Source organism: Flavobacterium omnivorum, assembly GCF_900099915.1.
Lineage (GTDB): Bacteria > Bacteroidota > Bacteroidia > Flavobacteriales > Flavobacteriaceae > Flavobacterium > Flavobacterium omnivorum.
The window spans coordinates 39910-60626 of record NZ_FNDB01000002.1; the positions used below are offsets into that span (position 1 = coordinate 39910).

At 31.9% G+C, this 20717-nt stretch carries 16 protein-coding genes; 14 read left to right on the plus strand and 2 right to left on the minus strand.

What is annotated here, in order from left to right; translation table 11 throughout:
- Positions 1-119: 119 nt before the first annotated feature.
- Entirely contained in the window at positions 120-2513 is a 2394-nt protein-coding gene (locus tag BLS90_RS02235) for an outer membrane beta-barrel family protein (protein WP_139171376.1), read from the minus strand.
- A 268-nt stretch (positions 2514-2781) separates the two neighbouring features.
- On the opposite strand from BLS90_RS02235, the gene BLS90_RS02240 reads away from it, so the two are divergent.
- The 7 genes from BLS90_RS02240 (at position 2782) to BLS90_RS02265 (ending at position 13664) form a co-directional block, all read left to right on the plus strand.
- Complete coding sequence (locus BLS90_RS02240; protein ID WP_091254737.1) at positions 2782-5073, plus strand: lantibiotic dehydratase family protein; 2292 nt, start codon at positions 2782-2784, stop codon at positions 5071-5073.
- 7 nt (positions 5074-5080) lie between these two features.
- Entirely contained in the window at positions 5081-5950 is an 870-nt protein-coding gene (locus BLS90_RS02245; RefSeq protein ID WP_091254740.1) for a thiopeptide-type bacteriocin biosynthesis protein, read from the plus strand.
- Positions 5947-7635: a helix-turn-helix domain-containing protein gene (locus BLS90_RS02250; RefSeq protein WP_091254743.1), complete on the plus strand. Its 1689-nt coding sequence runs from the start codon at positions 5947-5949 to the stop codon at positions 7633-7635. The genes BLS90_RS02245 and BLS90_RS02250 overlap by 4 nt, the downstream gene beginning before the upstream one ends.
- A 130-nt stretch (positions 7636-7765) precedes the next feature.
- A complete protein-coding gene (locus BLS90_RS16745) occupies positions 7766-7903 on the plus strand; it encodes a hypothetical protein (RefSeq protein ID WP_175455421.1) in 138 nt (45 codons plus the stop codon).
- A gap of 99 nt (positions 7904-8002) precedes the next feature.
- The gene (locus tag BLS90_RS02255; RefSeq protein ID WP_091254745.1) at positions 8003-10177 is read left to right on the plus strand and encodes a prolyl oligopeptidase family serine peptidase; all 2175 of its coding nucleotides are present in this window, start codon (positions 8003-8005) and stop codon (positions 10175-10177) included.
- Positions 10178-10183: 6 nt separating this feature from the next.
- On the plus strand, positions 10184-12376 hold the full coding sequence (locus BLS90_RS02260) for a peptidase domain-containing ABC transporter (RefSeq protein WP_091254748.1): 2193 nt from the start codon (positions 10184-10186) through the stop codon (positions 12374-12376).
- A gap of 4 nt (positions 12377-12380) precedes the next feature.
- Positions 12381-13664 carry an HlyD family secretion protein gene (locus tag BLS90_RS02265; protein WP_091254751.1) on the plus strand — a complete coding sequence of 428 codons (1284 nt, stop codon included), beginning with the start codon at positions 12381-12383 and terminating at the stop codon, positions 13662-13664.
- A gap of 38 nt (positions 13665-13702) precedes the next feature.
- On the opposite strand, the gene BLS90_RS02270 is transcribed toward BLS90_RS02265, so the two are convergent.
- Complete coding sequence (locus tag BLS90_RS02270) at positions 13703-15373, minus strand: AraC family transcriptional regulator (protein WP_091254754.1); 1671 nt, start codon at positions 15371-15373, stop codon at positions 13703-13705.
- Positions 15374-15760: 387 nt separating this feature from the next.
- Here BLS90_RS02270 and BLS90_RS02275 point away from each other — a divergent pair, with 387 nt between their 5' ends.
- The 7 genes from BLS90_RS02275 (at position 15761) to BLS90_RS02310 (ending at position 20683) form a co-directional block, all read left to right on the plus strand.
- Positions 15761-16462 (plus strand): hypothetical protein, encoded by a 702-nt coding sequence (locus BLS90_RS02275; RefSeq protein ID WP_139171377.1) that lies wholly within the window; start codon positions 15761-15763, stop codon positions 16460-16462.
- A gap of 319 nt (positions 16463-16781) precedes the next feature.
- Complete coding sequence (locus BLS90_RS02280; RefSeq protein ID WP_139171378.1) at positions 16782-17642, plus strand: helix-turn-helix domain-containing protein; 861 nt, start codon at positions 16782-16784, stop codon at positions 17640-17642.
- A 109-nt stretch (positions 17643-17751) separates the two neighbouring features.
- A complete protein-coding gene (locus BLS90_RS02285; RefSeq protein ID WP_091254765.1) occupies positions 17752-18432 on the plus strand; it encodes a hypothetical protein in 681 nt (226 codons plus the stop codon).
- Positions 18433-18462: 30 nt separating this feature from the next.
- On the plus strand, positions 18463-19011 hold the full coding sequence (locus tag BLS90_RS02290) for a hypothetical protein (protein WP_139171379.1): 549 nt from the start codon (positions 18463-18465) through the stop codon (positions 19009-19011).
- 273 nt (positions 19012-19284) lie between these two features.
- Positions 19285-19773 carry a hypothetical protein gene (locus BLS90_RS02300; RefSeq protein WP_091254775.1) on the plus strand — a complete coding sequence of 163 codons (489 nt, stop codon included), beginning with the start codon at positions 19285-19287 and terminating at the stop codon, positions 19771-19773.
- Between the two features lie 131 nt (positions 19774-19904).
- Positions 19905-20243, plus strand: coding sequence for a DUF4134 domain-containing protein (locus BLS90_RS02305; protein ID WP_091254778.1), 339 nt, complete (start codon positions 19905-19907; stop codon positions 20241-20243).
- 11 nt (positions 20244-20254) lie between these two features.
- Positions 20255-20683: a DUF1896 family protein gene (locus BLS90_RS02310; RefSeq protein ID WP_091254781.1), complete on the plus strand. Its 429-nt coding sequence runs from the start codon at positions 20255-20257 to the stop codon at positions 20681-20683.
- The last annotated feature ends 34 nt before the right edge of the window (positions 20684-20717 follow it).

The window sequence follows — 20717 nt, forward strand, 5'->3', positions numbered from 1 at the left end:
TTTAAATTATTGAAGTTTTCTTTTAAAGTCTTTAACTTCTTCTTGGACCGCGGCTGCGCAGCCTATCTTAAATTCTTTTCTTTTATATTTGCAACTACAAAATAGTCAGAATACTAAAATCAATTTCCAATTCTGTTTTTCTCTTCTTGATTCCCAACGCTTCGTTGCCTTACATTTATTTTATCACTTCCAAACTTGTAAGAAACAGAAATACGAAAAGATTGTGTATCGTAATATTGTCTAAAAGACTGATTAACATCTAGTGATCTGTTGTAAATCGTATACTGGTTCGTTTTTAGAAAGTCATCGATGACAAATGATAATTGCAGTTTTTTGTTTAACATAGCGTATTTAATAGCTATGTTTAAATTGGAGTAGGAGGAAATATTAGACTCTCCATAACTTGTGGGGAAACTATAACTGTAAGCTAGTTGCCCGGTAAATGTCTTGCTTTTATTGAGTACAAAACTATTTGTTGTTGATACATAGCTTCCCCAACCTGAATATTTGGGTTCCAAATATTCAGAATAAACATTGTTTTCTGAGTAAAATACCCCAGCATTGTTGATTGAATTCCACCATGTAAAAAAGTCAAACGTCAGTGTTTCATCTAAACCTATAAAATTAGTCGTAAAATAATTCCGTCGTATGAATCTTTGAATTCTATTTATTTCGTCATGGACAGTAAGTTGACCAAAACCATTTTCAGTTTTAGAAAATGAAAGTGTAGAAACTAATAATTGTTTGAAGTTGTGCGAAAATTCTAGATTATGTGAAAATGAAGGTTGCAAAAAAGGATTACCCTCCTCATAAGAATTGGAATTGATATACCATCTAGCAGGATTCAGATCAGAATAGGAAGGCCTATTTATTCTGCGGGAATAATTGGCCGAAAAAGTGTTGTCTTCATTGCTCTTATAGGAAGAATATAAAGTTGGAAAAAATTTATAATAATTGTATCTCTTTGTGCTTTGAGTAGTTTGTAAAAAACCGGTTGTTTGCACAAATTCTGTTCTTAATCCTAATTTTAATTCCCACTTTTCTCCAAGTTTTTTGCTTGAGGAAAAATAGAGTGCCTGATTATTCTCTTTGTATTTAAAAACATTTACCTGGGTTGAATTAATTATATAAACTCCGTTGTTGTTATCATAACTTAATATTTCCACATCACTATTACTGTTTGTAGCACTTATTTTTGCACCAAAATTTATACTTGCCCACTCGTGCGGCATCTCAAAATCAATATCCGTAGAAAAATTACTTATTTTTTGATTATTTCCATTTTCATTATATTGTCTTTCAGTGATTAAATCTATATAATTATTATTTTCGTTTTGAAAAGTGTTCGCTTTGTTAGAACCGTAAGTAAAATAATCCGTATTGATTGTATATTTTTTACCTATACTATCGAGTTTAGTTGTTAAATTCAAATTTAAGGAATGGTTGTCGATATTTCTGTCTGTAAAACCGCTAGAATTTAAATAACGATCCAAAGAGTTCGTTTGATTGTTATATATATTACTTAAGTTATTGTCATTTACATTAGATCTATTAATACTCCCTAAATATTGAACCCCGAATTTTGATTTATTCGTTAAGTCATAAGTAAGCCCAATTAATGAACTGAAAACATTTTGACTAGTTTTGTGAACTACTTCGTTTTTCCATTTTTCTAGTGGATATTTATATGTTACATCATTGGTGTAAATACTTTTTCCGTTTCTTTCGGATAAATCCAAAACTAACCCAAATTTATTTTTTTGATAGGATAAATTTCCGCCAGTAGTCCCAGTTGCATACGTCGCCTGTTTGTAGTTAGCTCTTGTAGTAGCACTCCAACTATCTTTTTTTGCTTTTTTTAATTTAATGTTTATCAATCCACTATTGCCCTCCGCGCTATATTTTGCAGGTGGAGCGGTTATCACCTCAATACTTTTTATAATATCCGACGAGATGGTTTTCAAATAATTTACTAAATCATCTCCAGAGAGCAGTATCATTCTATCATCCACCATTACGCCCATGCCACTTTTGCCAATCATTTTTATGGCATCATTTTGCACTTTTATTCCCGGTGTCACTTTCAATGCATCGATAGCATCACCGCCAGCTGCAGCAACAGAATTCTCAACATTGAATACCAATCTATCTACTTTTCTTTCTATGAGTTTCTTTTTGCCCTGCACGACAACCTCAGCCAGCACTTCATTCCTTTGACTAATTTTTATGTTTCCCAAATCGAAATCTTGGGTTAAATCTATTTTTGAATTATATAATGTCTTTCCGAATTGTCTTATTTGTAAAAGATAGTTACCTTTTGTTATTGTTAATACAAATTCCCCTTTAGAATTAGTCAACTCACTTTTTTGAGCGATTGAATCTTTATTTATCAACAAAACTTCTGCTAAGTCAATAGGATTGTTTTCATAGTTGAAAACTTTACCAGTTACTTTTATCTGTGAAAACGAAACAGAACTATAAATAAGAACTAAGGCAATAATAATTTTTTTCATTGAAATAATAATTTGATTTTCTAAAACCAAAACTAGCCGAAAGACTATATTCAAACAAACGACAGTAGTCTAGATTTATAAATACAGAGTCTGAATTTATAAATTCTTCAAAAACACTCCTGTAATCAACTGATTTTTAAAAACATTATAAAATTATTTTTTTTTAAGGGTTTCACAGGTGTTTTACGGAAAATAGGAATTAATTTGTAAAATAATTAACTAATTTTGGCACATACACTCTTACAAGACAACATTTTTTATTCTTTCTATGTCAAAATCAAAAATAAGTTATTGTTCCTTTTCTTCCTTTATAATAAGGACCCCAGCTTATCCTATTGATTTTTATAAAAATCTCACAAAAGGACTATTTATTGAGTCAGATGCAATAAAAGAAATACTGAAAAACACTCCAATAAATGAAGGCCTGTTTTTGGCATCGCCTGAATTGTATGCCGAAATCCAAAAATGGATTATACAAGAAGATTATCCTGTTGAAAAATCAAATAAAATTAAACTATCGGGATTAAAATACCTTTTCCGGATGTCCACCAGGTGCACTCCTTTTGGACTTTTTGCTGCTTGTGGTGCGGGTAAACTGGCTAATGAAACGATTATCAACATCGATAAAGAAAAAAGCTTTCATAGAAAAACCCGTTTCGACATGCAGTTCCTTACTAATTTGGCCAGTGAATTAACCGCAAATCTAACTATCCAAAACCAAATCCTTTTTTATCCCAATTCGACACTTTATCATTTAGGTAACTTTTATAGATATGTGGAGTATACTTTACATCAAAATAAACGTAAGTATTCTCTTGAAGCATTAAAACGAACGGATTATTTAGATTTGGTATTACTGAAATCCATTGCCGGTGCTAGCAAAAAAGAATTGACAACTGTTTTGGTTTCTGACGAAATAACCAAAAATGATGCGAATACCTTTATCGAAGAATTGATAACCAATCAAATCTTGGTTTCAGAATTAGAGCTTACGCTGACAAGCCCATCCAAAAAAAAACTCTCCCTCCTTAACCCCTCTCCGGAGGATTGCTTCGCTGCTCGCAATGACAGAGAAACCAGTTCTGAAAATAAAACGAATGGTTATAGTTTGGAATTGGATGATTTAAATAAACAATTATTTGAAATTGATACTAAATTTGACAACCCAATTTCTTGTTATGAAGACATAATAGAAACTGTTGCAAAAACAAACATTCCTTTTGATAAAAAGTATTTGCTTCAAACTGATTTATTTCTGGATTCTAACGATTTTCAACTGGACAAGAAATATACCTCGGAATTGCTTAAAGCAATAGATGTTTTGAATAAAATTTCTGAAAAACCAAAAAATACTCTATTAGAAAATTTTAAAAAAGCTTTTGTTGAACGATATGAAAGTGAATCTATTCCATTAGTTAAAGCACTCGATGTAGAAACAGGAATTGGTTATTTACAACATAATGATAGTTTTGATGTTACACCATTATTAGATAGTATAGGAATAAGTCAAAAAAACGAAACTCATAATCATCAAATAAGCTTGAATAAAGCGGAGAAAATTATCTACAAAAAATTGCAATATGCCTTGCAAAATAATGACCACTCAATTGAATTAAAACAATCTGACTTTAATAATAATGATTTTTCAGGACAAAATTTACCTGCTACTTTTTCGTGTCTTTTTGAAATTGTTGAAGAACAAGGAAAAGAATGGATCATAATTCAAAGCATTGGCGGTTCAAGTGCTGCCAATCTATTGGCTCGGTTTTGCTATGGAGATCCTGGAATAAATGATTTAGCAAATGAAATTACCCAATACGAATCGGAAAATTATTCCGATAAAATCTTAGCTGAAATAGTTCACTTGCCAGAAGCAAGAACTGGAAATGTTTTACGTAGACCCAGTTTTAGGGCTTTTGAAATACCTTATTTAGGACAATCTAGTTTACCTGTTTCAAACCAAATAAATATTGAAGATTTAGTACTATTTATGAAAAATGACCGCTTAGTTTTGTGGAGCAAAAAACATGATAAAGAGGTTATACCCAGATTGACTAATGCGCACAATTATTCCTATAATGCGTTGCCCATTTACCATTTTTTGTGTGATATGCAATTTGAAAATTGTAAATCGGGAATAGGGTTTAATTGGGACAACTTGGAAATTTTTTTTGATTATTTTCCTAGAGTGACTATTGGGAATTGTATTGTATCAAAAGCCAAATGGGTATTTAACAAAGAAAAACATCCTGAATTTTTTAAAGTTTTGACAAAAAAAGAAATAATTTACGACAAAAATATTTTTAGTTTTGCGACACATATTCTTTCTTTTGAGGATAATGAACTTTTACCTCAATATGTTTCGCTGGCAGATGGAGATAATGCACTGATAATTAATCTAGAGAATAGTACTTGTATTGAAATGCTAGTTGAAACTGTTAAAAATAGATCGCAATTTGTTTTGGAAGAATTCTTATTTCCTTCAAGCAAAGTGGTTACCGGAAAAACAGATTGTTATGCAAATCAATTTATTGTAGGAATGAAAAGGGATAAGAAGTAATGATAAAATGAAAGAAATAAAAAGAACTTTTATTCTGGGAGAGGAATGGCTTTATTATAAAATTTATTGTGGGAGTTACTCTGCGGATGCTGTTTTGATTGAAAGTATATTACCAATCGTTAAGGAGCTACAAGAAAGGAAGCTTATCGATCATTGGTTTTTTATCCGTTATAATGATCCTAAAAATCATTTGAGAGTGCGTTTTCATTTGACTAATGTAGATAATCTTCAAGAAATCATAAAATTAATGCAACTCTATTTCGGTAAGTTGGTTGAAAAAGATATCGTTTATGACATAGCAACGGCAACCTATAAAAGAGAAATAGAACGATATGGTAAAACAATCATAACAGCAGTTGAAAAATTGTTTTATTACCACAGTGAGAAAATATTACAACTTATTGAGAACACCACTCCGGAAGATGATGAAATAGCCAGAATATTTGCTACTTTGCAAATGATAGATGATTTATTGGAAGAATTCGAGATATCTTTGACTCATCGACAAGAGTTTATACATAGTATGCAATTGCAATTCAAAGAAGAACATAATATAGGAAAGGACAATACAAAAAAACTAGACCAGCTGTATAGAAATTATAGAATGGAGATTTCATTGTTTATTACAGAAAAACAAGAACCATTATATTTAGAAGGACTCCTTGAAATAATAAAGACGAGAGAAGAGGAAACCAAAATAATAAAAACTATTTTGAGTAAAATTAAAGAAAACAGCACTATTACCTCACTTGATTTGACTGCCTCACTCATTCACATGAACATCAATAGAACATTTAGATCTAAACAAAGACAATATGAAATGTTATGTTATGATTTCATGAACCGATATTACAAAACCAGACTAGCCAGAAAATGAAAAATTCGATTATAATTATTTTATTATTGATTACGACAACTCTTTTTTCTCAAAAAAAAGAAAATTTTATCATTCCAGATTCTTTAAAAAAAATGTCTTTTGAAGACTTGGAGAAGCGTTTTGACAATTCTCTTTTTAATAAAAAAATCCTTGCTATTTATGCTAAAACCTATTATAAAAAATCTAAATTACAAAACGACGAAATACTAATCGCAAATGGAATGTATATGGCTGCTTATGTTGCTGTAAATGACGTAATTTCATTACAATATGCCGATTCCATCATAGCATTAACCAAAAAAGGTAATGATTTAAAATATCCAGCTAAAGGGTACATATTTAAGAGTAATATTTTTTTTACTAAAGATCAGTTAGACAATGCATTATATAACATTTTAGAAGCCAAAAAATATTCCAATAAAGCAGGAAATGCAGAACAGAAAATATTGATAAAACAACAAATAGGTTTAATTAAAATAGAATTAGGCAAACCCAAAGAAGCATTACCTTTGATTTTAGAGAATTATGACTATTTTAAATTAAAACATATAAACTCTCCTGAATTTATATATTCTGCTTGGATATTATCCGATATATATAATCGATTAGAAAAACCCAACATTTCTTTATTTTACATAAATATTATTTTAAGAGATATTAAAAAAGATAATCGTTATTATAAGTATTTCTTAATGAATAAAGGAGTTTCCTATCATTTAAAAAAACATTACCCTAAAAGCAATGAATTATTAGATCAATCAATATTGTTGTTAAAGAATGATAAATTGAATCTAGCAATCAGTTATTATTATAGAGGAGAAAACGTTTTGCAAGGTGAAAAAAATATACTTAAATCTAAACAATATTTTGAAAAAGTTGATTCGATATTGATTACTACAGATGAATTTACAACTCTTTTACGAAATAATTACATCAACTTAATTCAAATCACTAAGAAGTTAAAAGAAGACAAACAACAATTGTATTATTTGAATCGATTGATTGAAATAGATAAGAGATTAAATAATAACAATATTGTTTTATCTGAAAATATCAATCACAATTATGACACTCCACTTTTATTATCTGAAAAAGAAAAGGTTATTGTTAAAATAAATCAAGAAAAATACATCTACATTATTATTGGGTTTATTGTTTTTGCTGGTTTAGTTTTTTCACTCTATTGTTTAGTAAAAACTAAAAGAGAAAAACAACTTTATGAAAAAAGATTTCGTGAATTGATGGAGCAACCGATAAATGAAGTAATACCAGACAACATAATAGCGGAAGAAAACAAAACCAAATTGTTTGTAGATTTGCCAATAGTGATTGTAAAAGAATTATTAATAAAGTTGGCAATATTTGAAGAAGAACATGGCTATTTGGAATTGAATTTAAAATTAAATGATCTTAGCAAACGGTTGAATACGAATAGTAGCTACTTGTCTAAAACCATAAACCATTATAAGGGTAAAAACTTTACCCAATACCTTAACGATTTAAGAATTACTTATATAATAAACAAATTGAAAGTAGATAAAAAAATTAGAAAATATACGATAAAGGCCATAGCCGAAGAAGTAGGTTTTAGTAATTCTGAGTCATTTGCTAAGGCTTTTTTTAATAAAACGGGACTACAACCCTCCTATTTTATAAAAAAAATTGAGGATAATAATGAAATTTAATTTTTTTAACGTATTGAAATTAAAGTACATACTGTTATTTTAAATCGAAATTTATAAATCTAGACTACGGTTATTTTTTTATGAATAAGTAGCTCCTTACATTCGCCCAAATTTAATTTAAAAACAAATCATGAAAAAAAAGGCAATTAAAACCGAAAAAAAATTATCGTTAGAAAAATTTAAAGTAGCTGAATTAAAAAATCCCAAAATGATTATTGGGGGAGACCCAATTGATATAAAAACAATTACTACTCATGTTAATATATAAAGATATTTGTCTAAATAATTTTCATTGTAAAACAACCACTTTGTTAGGATTAACATACTGAAATTAATAAAACCTAATCACAAATAATACAAATCAATTATGTCAAAGATTATCTTTTTTATTACACTTTTAATTTGCCTAGTAACTAATTTTCTATTTGCACAAAACATTAAATCACCGGAAACACCTATGGAAACAACCGTTTTTAAGAAAAAGATAGTAGACACTTATCAATATCTTGAAAATACCAACGACACATTGGTTCAAAAATGGTACAAACAAAACGGTATCCAAAGTAGGGATGTTTTAGATAACATTTCAGGAAGAAAAGAAATTGTAGCTAAATTGCTTGAGATTGAAAATAGAAAATCATTTAGTGTAACATTATTGAATATTACAAATAATAATTATAGCTTTTATTTAAAGAAAACAGAGGATGATAAAACAGGAAAACTCTATTATAAAATAGCTGAAACAGGAGAAGAAATATTACTTTATGACCCATCTGAGTACAAAAAAGACCTTGATAGCAAGTATATTATAAATTACATTAAGCCTTCATGGGACTGTAAAACAATTGCTTTGGGTTTGTCTAAGAATGGAGAAGAAATAGCCGAAATAGCCTTTTTAAATGTCGAGACAAAAACACTTTTACCAGAAATCATAACGCATTGTTGGCCCGCTGAATTTGAAGTTAATTGGCTTCCTGATAATTCTGGAATCATGTACTTACACATTCCTGTAATTGACTCTAAAGATAAAAACTATATCCTAAATACTGAGTCGGTAGTATATAAATTAGGTAACAATCCATTAAATCATAAAGCTTTCTTCTCTAGAAAAAACAATCCAGAAATGAATATAGATCCTTCGGATTTTCCAATGATTGATAGTTATGATTTTGAAGACAAATATATTATTGGAACTTTAAGTGGTGCAACATTCTATGTAGATAGTTACTATGCTGATATAGAAGAGTTGAAAAATTCAAACGTAATTTGGAAACCACTTTTCAAAAAGGAAGATGAGCTTTTAAATCCTATAGTTTACAATGATGATTTGTATTGTATGTCTTCTAAAAACGCATCCAATTTTAAAATCATCAAAACCAAAATAACGAGCCCTGATTTTCAAAATGCAGAGATTGTTGTGCCGGAAAATAAAAATGAAACTATTGATGACTATGCTATAACCAAAGATGGATTATTTTATTCCACCACAATAAATGGTGTGGAAGCCAAATTGTATTTTGTTGCTGATAACAAAACACAACAAATAGATTTACCTATCAAAACAGGTATGCTATCTATAGTAACAAAAAACAAATTTAGTTCTGAATTATGGGTAACTCTTAGCGGGTGGCTGAATTCAAAGCAAAGATATAGTTATGACGTTACAAAAAATAAATTTACAGAAGCTGATTTAACTCCAGCCATTGTTCATCCTGAATTTAAAGACTTTGTAGTTGAAGAAGTCGAAATTCCTTCATACGATGGAGTTTTAGTTCCTGTCTCGTTGATTTATAAAAAAGGACTTCAAAAAAACAAACTGAATAATGTGCTAATCGATGGTTACGGTTCTTATGGAATCTCTATGACTCCCTCATTTCAACCAATTTATTTATCTTGGGTTCTTAATGATGGCGTATATGTAGTGCCACATGTGAGAGGCGGTGGCGAAAAAGGTGACGATTGGCATAAAAAGGGTTATAAAACCACAAAGCCCAATACTTGGAAAGATTTAATTGCCACTGCTGAATATTTGATTAAAGAAAAAATTACTACTAAAGAAAAAATTGCAATTTATAGCGGAAGCGCTGGAGGTATCCTAGTAGGAAGAGCTATAACCGAAAGACCTGATTTATTTAAAGTAATGATTTCTAGAAATGGGATATTAAATCCTTTAAAAATCAATGAAGCACCAAACGGACCAAATAACATGAAGGAGTTTGGCAATCCAGACATAGAGAAAGAGTTTAATGCGCTTTATGAAATGGATGCCTATCATCATATAAAAAAAGGAGTGCAATATCCAGCCTGCCTTATTTCGATAGGGATGAATGATGCACGTGTAGCACCGTGGATGTCTGGCAAATTTGTTGCCAAACTAAATGCATCAACAACTTCAAATAATCCAGTTCTTTTTGCTGTGGATTATAAGGCAGGGCACGGAATGGACAGTTCTAATTTACAACTTTATAATGATTTTGCAGATAGATTTGCTTTTGCCTTTTGGCAAATGGGGCATCCAAAGTTTAAGTTGATGAAAAAGTAATTTAGATTGAAACAATTCCCTCATTATTTGCAGAATGATTCTAAAGACTGTGGACCAACCTGCCTAAAAATCATCGCCAAACATTACGGCAAAACTATAAACATACAAGAGTTACGCAATTTATCAGAAACCACTCGCGAGGGAAGTAATCTGTTATTTCTAAGCGATGCCGCCGAGAAAATAGGTTTTCGAACATTAGGTGTAAAACTCAATTTAGAAAGATTAGATGAAGCACCATTGCCTTGCGTATTGCATTGGAACAAGAAACATTATGTTATACTATATAAAATTAAAAAAGGGACCTATTTTATTTCGGATCCTGGATTTGGTTTAATAGAATACAACCAGAAAGATTTTATAAAATTATGGATTGGCAACAATGCAGACGAAACCACAGAAGAAGGCATTGCTTTATTAGTTGAGGCTACTCCAAAATTCTTCCAGTCTGAGTTTGATAAGGAAGAAAAAAAGGGATTGGGATTTGGCTTATTATCCCAATATGTATTGCGGTACAAATCCTTTTTAATGCAATTAAGTGTTGGTTTGTTGGCGAGCAGTTTATTGCAGCTTATTTTTCCTTTCTTGACGCAAAGTATTGTAGATGTCGGGATTCAAAACCAGAATATTCATTTCATTTATTTGATTCTATTTGCACAATTGTTCCTATTTGCGGGAAGAACAGGATTGGAACTCATCAGGAGCTGGATATTATTGCATCTTTCCACACGAATCAATATCTCCTTGATTTCGGATTTCTTTATCAAATTAATGAATTTGCCGATTTCCTTTTTTGATGTTAGGATGACGGGCGATATTATGCAACGTATTAATGACCACCATCGTATTGAGCGAATACTTACCACTTCATCATTAAACGTACTGTTCTCGGTAATCAATATGTTCATTATGGGTGGGGTTTTGGCGTATTATAACCTACAAATATTTTTTGTGTTTTTTGCCGGAAGTTTATTGTATTTCGGCTGGATTACCTTATTTCTTAAACGTAGAGAAGTGTTGGATTACAAACGTTTTTCAGAAGTGAGTCAAGAGCAAAGTAAAGTTATGGAGCTTATTAACGGGATGCAAGAAATAAAACTCCATAACGCTGAGAAACAAAAACGTTGGGGATGGGAATATGTGCAGGCACGATTATTTAGAGTGTCTATAAAAGGCTTGGTTTTAGAGCAGACACAGACCATAGGTTCCACCGTAATTAATGAGTTAAAAAATATTTTCATTGTTTTTCTATCAGCAAAATTGGTTATCGACGGACAAATAACCCTAGGAATGATGATGGCAATTACCAGTATTGTGGGGAGCTTGGACGGTCCAATTATGCAACTAATTAATTTTGTTAGAGAATTACAAGATGCCAAAATATCGCTTGCCCGACTTTCTGAAATTCATGACAAAGAGGACGAAACTCAACAAGAAGTCCATCAAAAACAGGATATTCCGAAAGATTGTGCTATTCAAATAAAAGATCTTTCCTATCGTTATTTGGGATCGGATTTATCGGTTTTAGAAAATTTGAACTTGATTATTCCTGCTCATAAAGTAACCGCTATTGTCGGGGTAAGCGGAAGTGGAAAAACCACCTTAATGAAATTATTGCTTAAATTTTATGAACCTGACAAAGGAGAAGTTAGCATTGGTAATACTTCTTTAAAGAATGTTTCCCAGAAGGCTTGGCGCGCTAACATTGGAGCCGTAATGCAGGAAGGATTTATTTTTAATGATACCATCGCAAATAATATTGCAGTGGGAGTGGATATTATTAATAAAGAACGACTGGTTTATGCCGCAGATGTTGCCAATATAAAGGAATATATTTCGGGTTTGCCTTTGGGATATAATACCAAAATAGGCTCAGAAGGAGTTGGCATGAGTACGGGACAAAAACAGCGTTTGTTGATTGCGAGAGCGGTCTATAAAAATCCTGAAATGCTGTTTTTTGACGAAGCCACTTCGGCATTGGATGCCAATAATGAAAAAGAAATTATGAGAAAACTGGATATTTTCTTTAAAAACAAAACAGTGGTTGTGATTGCTCATCGATTAAGTACAGTTATGAATGCGGATCAAATTGTTGTTCTGGATAAAGGAAAAATTATTGAAATGGGGAATCATTCCGCATTGGTGGAACAAAAAGGGAATTATTTTGAATTGGTTCGGAATCAATTGCAATTAGGAAATTAATAAGATGGCAGATAACAATACTACATTCGAATTACGAAGTGAAGAAGTACAGGATATACTTACCCGTGTCCCGCATTGGATGATACGTTGGGGAACTGTTTTGATTTTTACGATTATCTTAATGTTATGTTTTGTCTCCTGGTTTGTAAAATATCCAGATATCGTATCGACTGAAATTATCATTACAACGATTATTCCCCCCGAAAAGTTAGTGGCTAGAACTTCAGGAAGAATAGAAACAATCTTGGTACAGGACAAATCTATTGTAAAAGAAAATACATCATTGGCTATTATTCAAAATACGGCTGAATATAAAGATGTGTTTTTACTTAAAAGCATCCTAGAAGACCATTCGCAAGGAAATGAATTTGATTTTGAAAAGTTAAAAAATGTACAACTCGGAGATATAGAAAGTGCCTTTGCTCTTTTTCATTCAGCCTATATTGCCAATGAATTGAACACCAATTTACAACCTTTTCAAGTAGAAAGGAATGCACAAAGTTCAGAAAGTATTCAAATTAGAGAAAGGTTAAACCTTTTGCAGCAACAAAAAACTATCAACGAAAGCGAATTGCAATTGCAGAAAAGCAATGTAAATAGATATGAAACTTTGTTTGAAAAAGGTGTTATCTCTGCGCAGGATTTCGAGAGTAAAAAATTAGGATATCTTCAAGCCGAAAAAAGCTACAAAAACTTATTGAGTAGTATTTCGCAATTAAAATCCTCTTTGATTGAAAATGAAAGAACCAGTAAAAGCACAAAAATCAACGGAACTAAAGAAGAAGTTAATCTGGAGAGTAGCAAAATGCAATCTTTTTATCAATTGGAGAAAGTAATAAAAGACTGGGAATTGGCTTATGTATTAAAATCATCTCTTCCCGGTAAAGTTTCGTTCTTACAAATCTGGACAGAAAACCAAACCATAAATGCGGGTGACAATGTCTTTTCTATAATTCCCACATTAGAGAAAGGATATATTGGAAAATTGAAAGCTCCAGCACTAAATTCCGGAAAAATAAAAATAGGACAAGTCGTAAATATTAGATTATCAAATTTTCCCGACAGAGAATTTGGAATGTTAAAAGGAAAAATTAAGAACATTTCTCTTACTCCAGACTCAGCCGGTAATTTATTGATTGATGTAGCCTTGTCGCAAAAACTTGAAACTTCCTATCACAAGATAATTCCTTTTCAACAAGAAATGAAGGGTTCAGCTGAAATTGTTACAGAAGATTTGAGGTTGACAGAACGTTTATTATATCAGTTTCGAGATATTTTTAGGAGGTAAATTAAAAAAAACTGTAATATGTAGGACGGGACAATTTATTATTGCTCTTTTAAAAGTTCCTCAATAAAGTATGATGTTGGCATCTTTGCTCTTGAAAAAAAAGCAGTAGCAAAACGTTGTGTGCTACTAAACCCAACTTCTTCTGCTAGTGCTTTATTTGTATAATTTCTCATCATCTTATCTTCTTTCAATAAAATAATCAAATAATCTACTTTTAGGTCATTGAGATAATCAACAAATTTTTTATCTCGGTAGTGGGATATTATTTTGGAAATATACCTTGTGTTTGAATCAAAGGCTACTGCAAGCTTTGTCAGAGTCAAATCTTTTTCCAGAAATTTTTTATCCTTTTCAAATTTCTCCAATTGCTTTAAGACTGCTGCTACCGTGTCTTGATTTATGTCTTCTATTCCATTGGCTATGTTTTTGGATTCAAGTTTAGTGGCGACTTCACTTTTTTTCATCAATTCATCAAATCTTTGCCTAAAGACCCTCTTGTTTCTAATATGTCTATAGATTAGAAATAATACAGATAAGAACAAAAAGACTATTACACTTGTAAAAATGAGATCGTTATACTTTCTCTTGTCGAGTATTTCTTCGATTTTTTTCTTCTGTGTCAGCAATTCTTTTGTATCGTATTCTTTGTGAATTTTACTGGACAGATACTGGTATTTAAAGTCTAAAATACTGTCTGCTTTCAGTAGTTTTTCAATATAGTAAAGTTGGAGATTCGGATTGTTTTTTGATTTAAAAAAGCTGATCAATAATTCATAGTTCTCGCGAAGATCAGGACGAATGTAGCCTCTACCATCAAAAATTGAATCTACTTTTTTGAAATAGGATACAGCCATTTGGGGTTTCTTAAGATCCCAATAGCTTTTTCCAATATAGAAATACCCAACAGCTTCATTTGCGAAATCCTTCTTTTTACGTATGGCTGGTAGCGAATAGGTGATTTTTTTAATAGTTACGGCATAATTGCCTCGAAAATACTGATTAACTCCTTCCGAGTGAATGAAGTAGTCCTTCATTTCATCATTAGCCAATCTTCCCCCTTCTACAATGCCCTTCTCATTTGTTTCCGTACATAATCCGTAATTGCCAACACGGTTATAGCACAAACCAAGCGAATGAAGAGAATTTAAATAAGCCCTATCATTGTTTTCTTTAAAATAACCAATGCATTCCCTAAACAAAGAAATCGCCTCGTCATAAAATCCGAGATAGTATTTTATATTCGCAATATTGTATTTTACCTTGTAGACCAAATATTTGTCATTGGTTTTTGAAATAAAATTATTTGCGATAAGATAATTATCTAAAGCAAAATTATGTTTTTTCTGAGCATAGTATACGATTCCCTTTGATAGATAGGCTGAGCCTATCAAAGCGTTGTCCCTCGATTTCTTCGCTGTATAGATCATACTGTCAGCATACACCAGTTTTAAATTTTCTGGTGAGCGACGGAGATAATTTTTATAGCCATTTACGATCTCCTCCGAATTTTTTTCTGATTTAGCTTTCGATAAAAAGGATTGCAGGTAAAGCGACTGTTTAACCTGGTCATTTTCTGATTCCTTTATCCGTTCAAAGAGATAATCATAATCCTTATTTCGAATCGTATCAGGAATTTTAAAATGGATTTCCTGCGCGCAAATTTGATCTCCCCAGCAAAGAGAGAGTAAAAAAAGATACTTTTTAATCATAGGTCAAATTAAAATGAGGGACTATTTCTTCGGAAAAACCTTTTTTGGAGCCAAGTAATTGGCTTATTAAAGAGTCATAGGATATTTTACTAGAAATCACCTCAAATATAACATAAACAATTAATAATGAGTGCTTTTTTTACAAAAAACAGGGTATGGATTTTCATAAAATCCATACCATAAATTATGAAAATCCATACACAAGGTGTTGCGGGGTTGAAATTCGACTTCTAGATTTGTCTCGAATTCAAAAGCAAAAACGTTTAGCATCGTGCTAAATTAAAGTTCTGCTTACCCGGGTGAAATGAACTGACTACAAAAGTAGTCGGACACATTTAACACATTTTAATCATGAAAAACATCTCATTAAGATTAGTGATTTTACCATTGCTAATCGTCTCTTGTACTACTGACTCTATTGATAATACTGAAAGTATTAATGGCAAGGTTAGCAGCAAGAAATCAGAAAAATTAGCACGTTTGATGCAAAACTTAACCCCAGAAAACCCGGCAAACATATATGACCTTGCGGGTAATTTGCATAATGACATCCTTGATATTTATTTGGCAGGTAATTATCAGTACACTACAATAGCACAAATTAGCCAACAAGTCGAAGCCATCGCAGCTGCGAATAATGATTTAATGCTTTTAAACTTAGGAACAAATCTGCCCATTAATCTTGACATAATACAAGAAACTGTAAATAATCCTCAGGCTAAATTAGATGAAGCTATTGCAAATTCCACAATGACAAATCTAGCAAAAGGCAGTCTTTCCAGTTTTATGAATGATGTCCTTTTATGGGAAAACGATGAATATGGAGCCATTTATCAATCTATAATTTCATATGAATCATCTGTGATGACTAATCCTCAATTTAATAACGAGGAGAAGAGAATTATCCTCACCACTTCATCTATAGTAAGGCATTCACTCTACTATGCCAAGGAGCGCAAAGATGAGGATTGGGACTCCTCTGTTGGCAACCGTGTTGGAGGACTTAGTGGTGCTTTTAATAATTCATCTATTGCGATAAGGAGGTCACTTGTAACAGGAATTATGATAAATAATCTTGTAACGGAGTGATAATGCACCGTATCCTCCTCATTGAAAAGGAAATAATATCCACATTTAGCGTGTTTTTGATTCTCTTCAATATAGTTTGCCTTTATTTCATCATAGATCTATTATCCTATGATGAAATAATTGGCTACCTCACAAATGGCGAGATAAAAAGTAGTAACCCACGGAATCTCGCCTACTTATTTTTTGTGAGTGGTATGTTTAATTTACTTTTTGTTTCAGTCTCATTGATGTCCGAATTACTTTCTAAGTATCCTCTCAAGCCACTTAAACCAAAGTAAAGTTTATTTGACTGATTATAATTCTATAAAAGAGTATTGTTTTGGTAAGTAAAAATTCAAAATATCGTCATTTAGGTTTACAAGTCTACATTTTTGAAAACTTTACATCTAAAATAGCTTTTAGTGAGCTACTTATGCTGGATCACTTTTCTATACTGATCGTAAATTCTGGTTCTTTATCCATACGACTAAATAATAGAGAAGTTGCTGTCTTCGAAAATGAGCTATTAGTGGTTCCAACACGAAGTTCATGTGAAATTTTGATTATGAGTGACCAACTGCAAATTTGTCTGCTATCATTCACCCCAGAGTTTGCTTTTGAGAATAGTATTAGGAGACCTCATGTTGGATATTTTGAATTTTTTATTACTAAATTATCTTCCAAAATCTTTCTCAAGAGTAAAGATGTGGTATTACTTATTGATCTGTTTAAACTACTTAATAGTAAAGTAATGCGGTCCAGTATCCATATTTTTAAAAATGAGACAATCCTATTTAGTTTTAATCTGTTACTGTATGAATTAGCAGGAATGTATCATAGATACTCCTGGCATATTACAGTAAAACACACACGAAAGGAAAAACTGGTCATGCAATTTATTACCAATTTAGAAATCAATTGCAGAAAACAACATAGTGTAAAATTCTATGCGGATACTTTACTGGTCACGACAGACCATCTTAGCAAAACTGTCAAACAAGTTACCGAAAAAACTGCCAAGCAGCATATAGAGCAAGCCATAGTCTTAGAAGCTAAAATTTTGCTTCACTATAATCATTTAACCATTTTGGATATTTCCGAAGAATTGCAATTCAGCAATTCTTCTTTTTTTAGTACTTTTTTTAAAAGACATACATCCCTGTCCCCTTCTGAATATCGTTCAAGATTAAATTTCCATTAAATACTACGAAATAGTATTTTGATCGGGTTATACATGTTCTACAAGCATTGATTTAGAGTACTATCGATCTACGATCGAGAGAAAGATTTACTAAGTAAAAGTAAAAAACATGACTCAAACCTATCTTTTAGAGTGGTTGGATTTAACGGTGACTTCGACCCTTAATCCCAATAAAACGGATCTTACTATGATTACTCCAATTCAATCAAGAGCGATTATTGAAAAAGCAACTGAGCAAACAGTTTTCATTCAGTCACAGTTTACCATACAAGTTTTTTCGCTTACCAAGGAGAAACAAATTAAAATTTTAGTTGGAAATTATTACTCTTCACTGCTATTCCTTTTAGATAAAATCAGAGAAATAAATAATCGCAACGATTTTGATGGAGATAGTCTAAAAGAGGTTGCAACAACTTTAATTTCTTGTTTGGATGAATTAATAATCTTTGTACAGTCAAGATTTGCAAATTATTTAGGTGCTCCCTCTCAAATTATACAAAGCAAAACCAATAATCTCTCTGTAATAGATTCCCCTTCCGGTAAAGTTTTATGTAAACTTTCGACCGATCAAACAGCCCTAATCCTAAGGGCTTCTGATGAATTAAAAATTCTTATTTCAAAATCAATGAATCATTTATTTAAAACAATCGTTCCTTTTTTATCGACTCCAAATAAAGTAAATCTGTCTTATAATGCTATGCGAAGCAAAGCATATGTTGCCGAAGAAAGAGATAAGGAAATAGCAATTGAAACATTGGAACGTATGATTAAACAGATTAAAGAATATTAACTAAATACTAATAATTTAAAATTTAAAGACATGAAAAACCTACCCTACATTTTAACAGTGGTGATTCTGATGATAACAGGCTGCCAACCTAAAACGCTAAATGAGAAATTGGCTATTGCCCTTATTATAGAAAAAAACCATTATCCTACTATTGTTGACCATGATGTTTTCTGTAATGATCCTGCACACGCTTACACCATTTTTAAATCCGGATTGATAGAAAAAGGGCTTGTAAAAGTGCTTGAAAGTAAGAAACTTGGCGATACTGCCTCTTTCGTGAGTTTTACCTCTGCAGCGAAACCGTATCTGCTGCCTACACCTAAAGCTCATAGGATATATAAAATTAAACGTGTAAAAGTAGCAGATGAAGAGTTTGGAGCAATTACAGCAATCAGGATTATGAGTTCCGGTAATAAGGCTGTTGTGGCTTACAATACTATTCTTAAAAAGAATGTTTTTGCTGCTGCTGTTAAAAATGGTTTGCGAGACACATTGAATTATGAAGTGTATTTTATACGAAACGATGATGGCTGGAAGATAATGGATAAAAAGTCGGAAATTGAATTTTTATCATTTTAAAATAGTAATAACTATCCTAAAATAATTTATTTCATCATCAAATAGCCTCCCATTGTGGAGGCTATTTGATTTTTTTATACATTTTTTTTTATTTTTTCCCTTGATTTTACTTAGGGTACAAAGGGGTACAACTGGGGTACAACAAAAAGTTGTACTTGTGGCAGTTTCTTGTCTATCGTTTCTTTGCCCTGTAATGATGAACATCCGGATTTGGAAAAATTTCCATTAAACGGATTGTAAAGAACTAATGTAGAACGATAAAATGAAGAAAGTATGTTTACAAACATTTCATGGGACAATTACATAGTTGTAGTTGTTCTGCTATTAGCCATTTGGTATTTATTTGTTGGATTGCGATTTTATTTTGATGACATCAAAGAAATCGTGACAGGAAAGCGGAAACTTCAATTCCACAGATTAGGGCACCCGAATTACCAGGAACCTCAATCCGAATTAAACTATCAGAATTCACCTGAAGTGACTTCACCCCAATCTTCATTTGGAGAATTTGATACTACTTTTCAAGACGTAGATAGTCTGGTAGAACGATTGAAAAACGTTATCGCAGATGCTGCCAAAAGAAAATTTCATAAACAGGAATTCCTGGATTACTTCAAATCAATTCTTAGGGAGTATCCTACGGTAAAAGATTCTCCATTTCGCTCCTCAGTAAGCGAGCTGATTGTCTCAGAATGTGACAAACTCGAATCCATCACTTTAACTCAGACAGAGGCGGAAGGATTGTGGGATGAAAAAGACTAAAACAAGATAGCGAAGGAAATGCCCCTGTCCGTCCCTACGCGGTATGGCTTATGTAACAGAAAAGTGGAATTGCGACAGTGGCAACCCCTTCGTTTTTTTATCTAATTATTTGAACTTTAAAATAATGTGTCATGAAAAAGTGCAACTGGAATTTTAAAATATTTACCCGACAAAAGACTGCTATCACTACTATCGTCCTTCTATTACTGGCCTTTAATTATCAGACATACGCCCAAGACGGACTAGCAGGAATTAATGAAGCCAATCAACTGGTGCGAAGCTACTTTGATGCAGGTACCGAACTAATGTATGCTGTTGGTGCCATATTGGGATTAATAGGTGCGGTCAAGGTATATCAAAAATGGAATGCGGGTGATCCTGATACCGGAAAGGTGGCTGCCGCCTGGTTTGGCAGTTGCGTTTTTCTGGTTGTTGTGGCCACCGTAATACAATCCTTCTTTGGTATTTAAAAAAAATCACTATGGAAGATATACTAAAAGAAAAGTTATGGTTTTATATTATCCATAACAATCCCGAGCTGATGTTTACGCTACAGGAAGAGTACAATGCATTGAGTTATCTCAATGAAAAAGTAAATGGTATAAAATCCATATTGGAGGATATGTTATCAGAAGGTACGCCCCAATATATCATAGAAGAAATTTGTCTCAATGTACTTACCGAAGATCTGAAACCATCCCGATTTATATATATCCGTTCCATATTGGCTGAGGAGTTTGAGAAAACCTATACTATTTTTTATGAATCAGGCATCCTCACTTATGAGGTAATCAACCTTATGGAAAGTTGTAGGAAAGTTTTTGAAACTATTGGTTTTACAAATGAAAATGTAGAGGATCCTACTTTAAGGAATGCCCTTATTGGTCAGATTGCTGACTATCTGAGTTGAGCTATTTATGGAAGTTAACAGTATGAAAATGAGT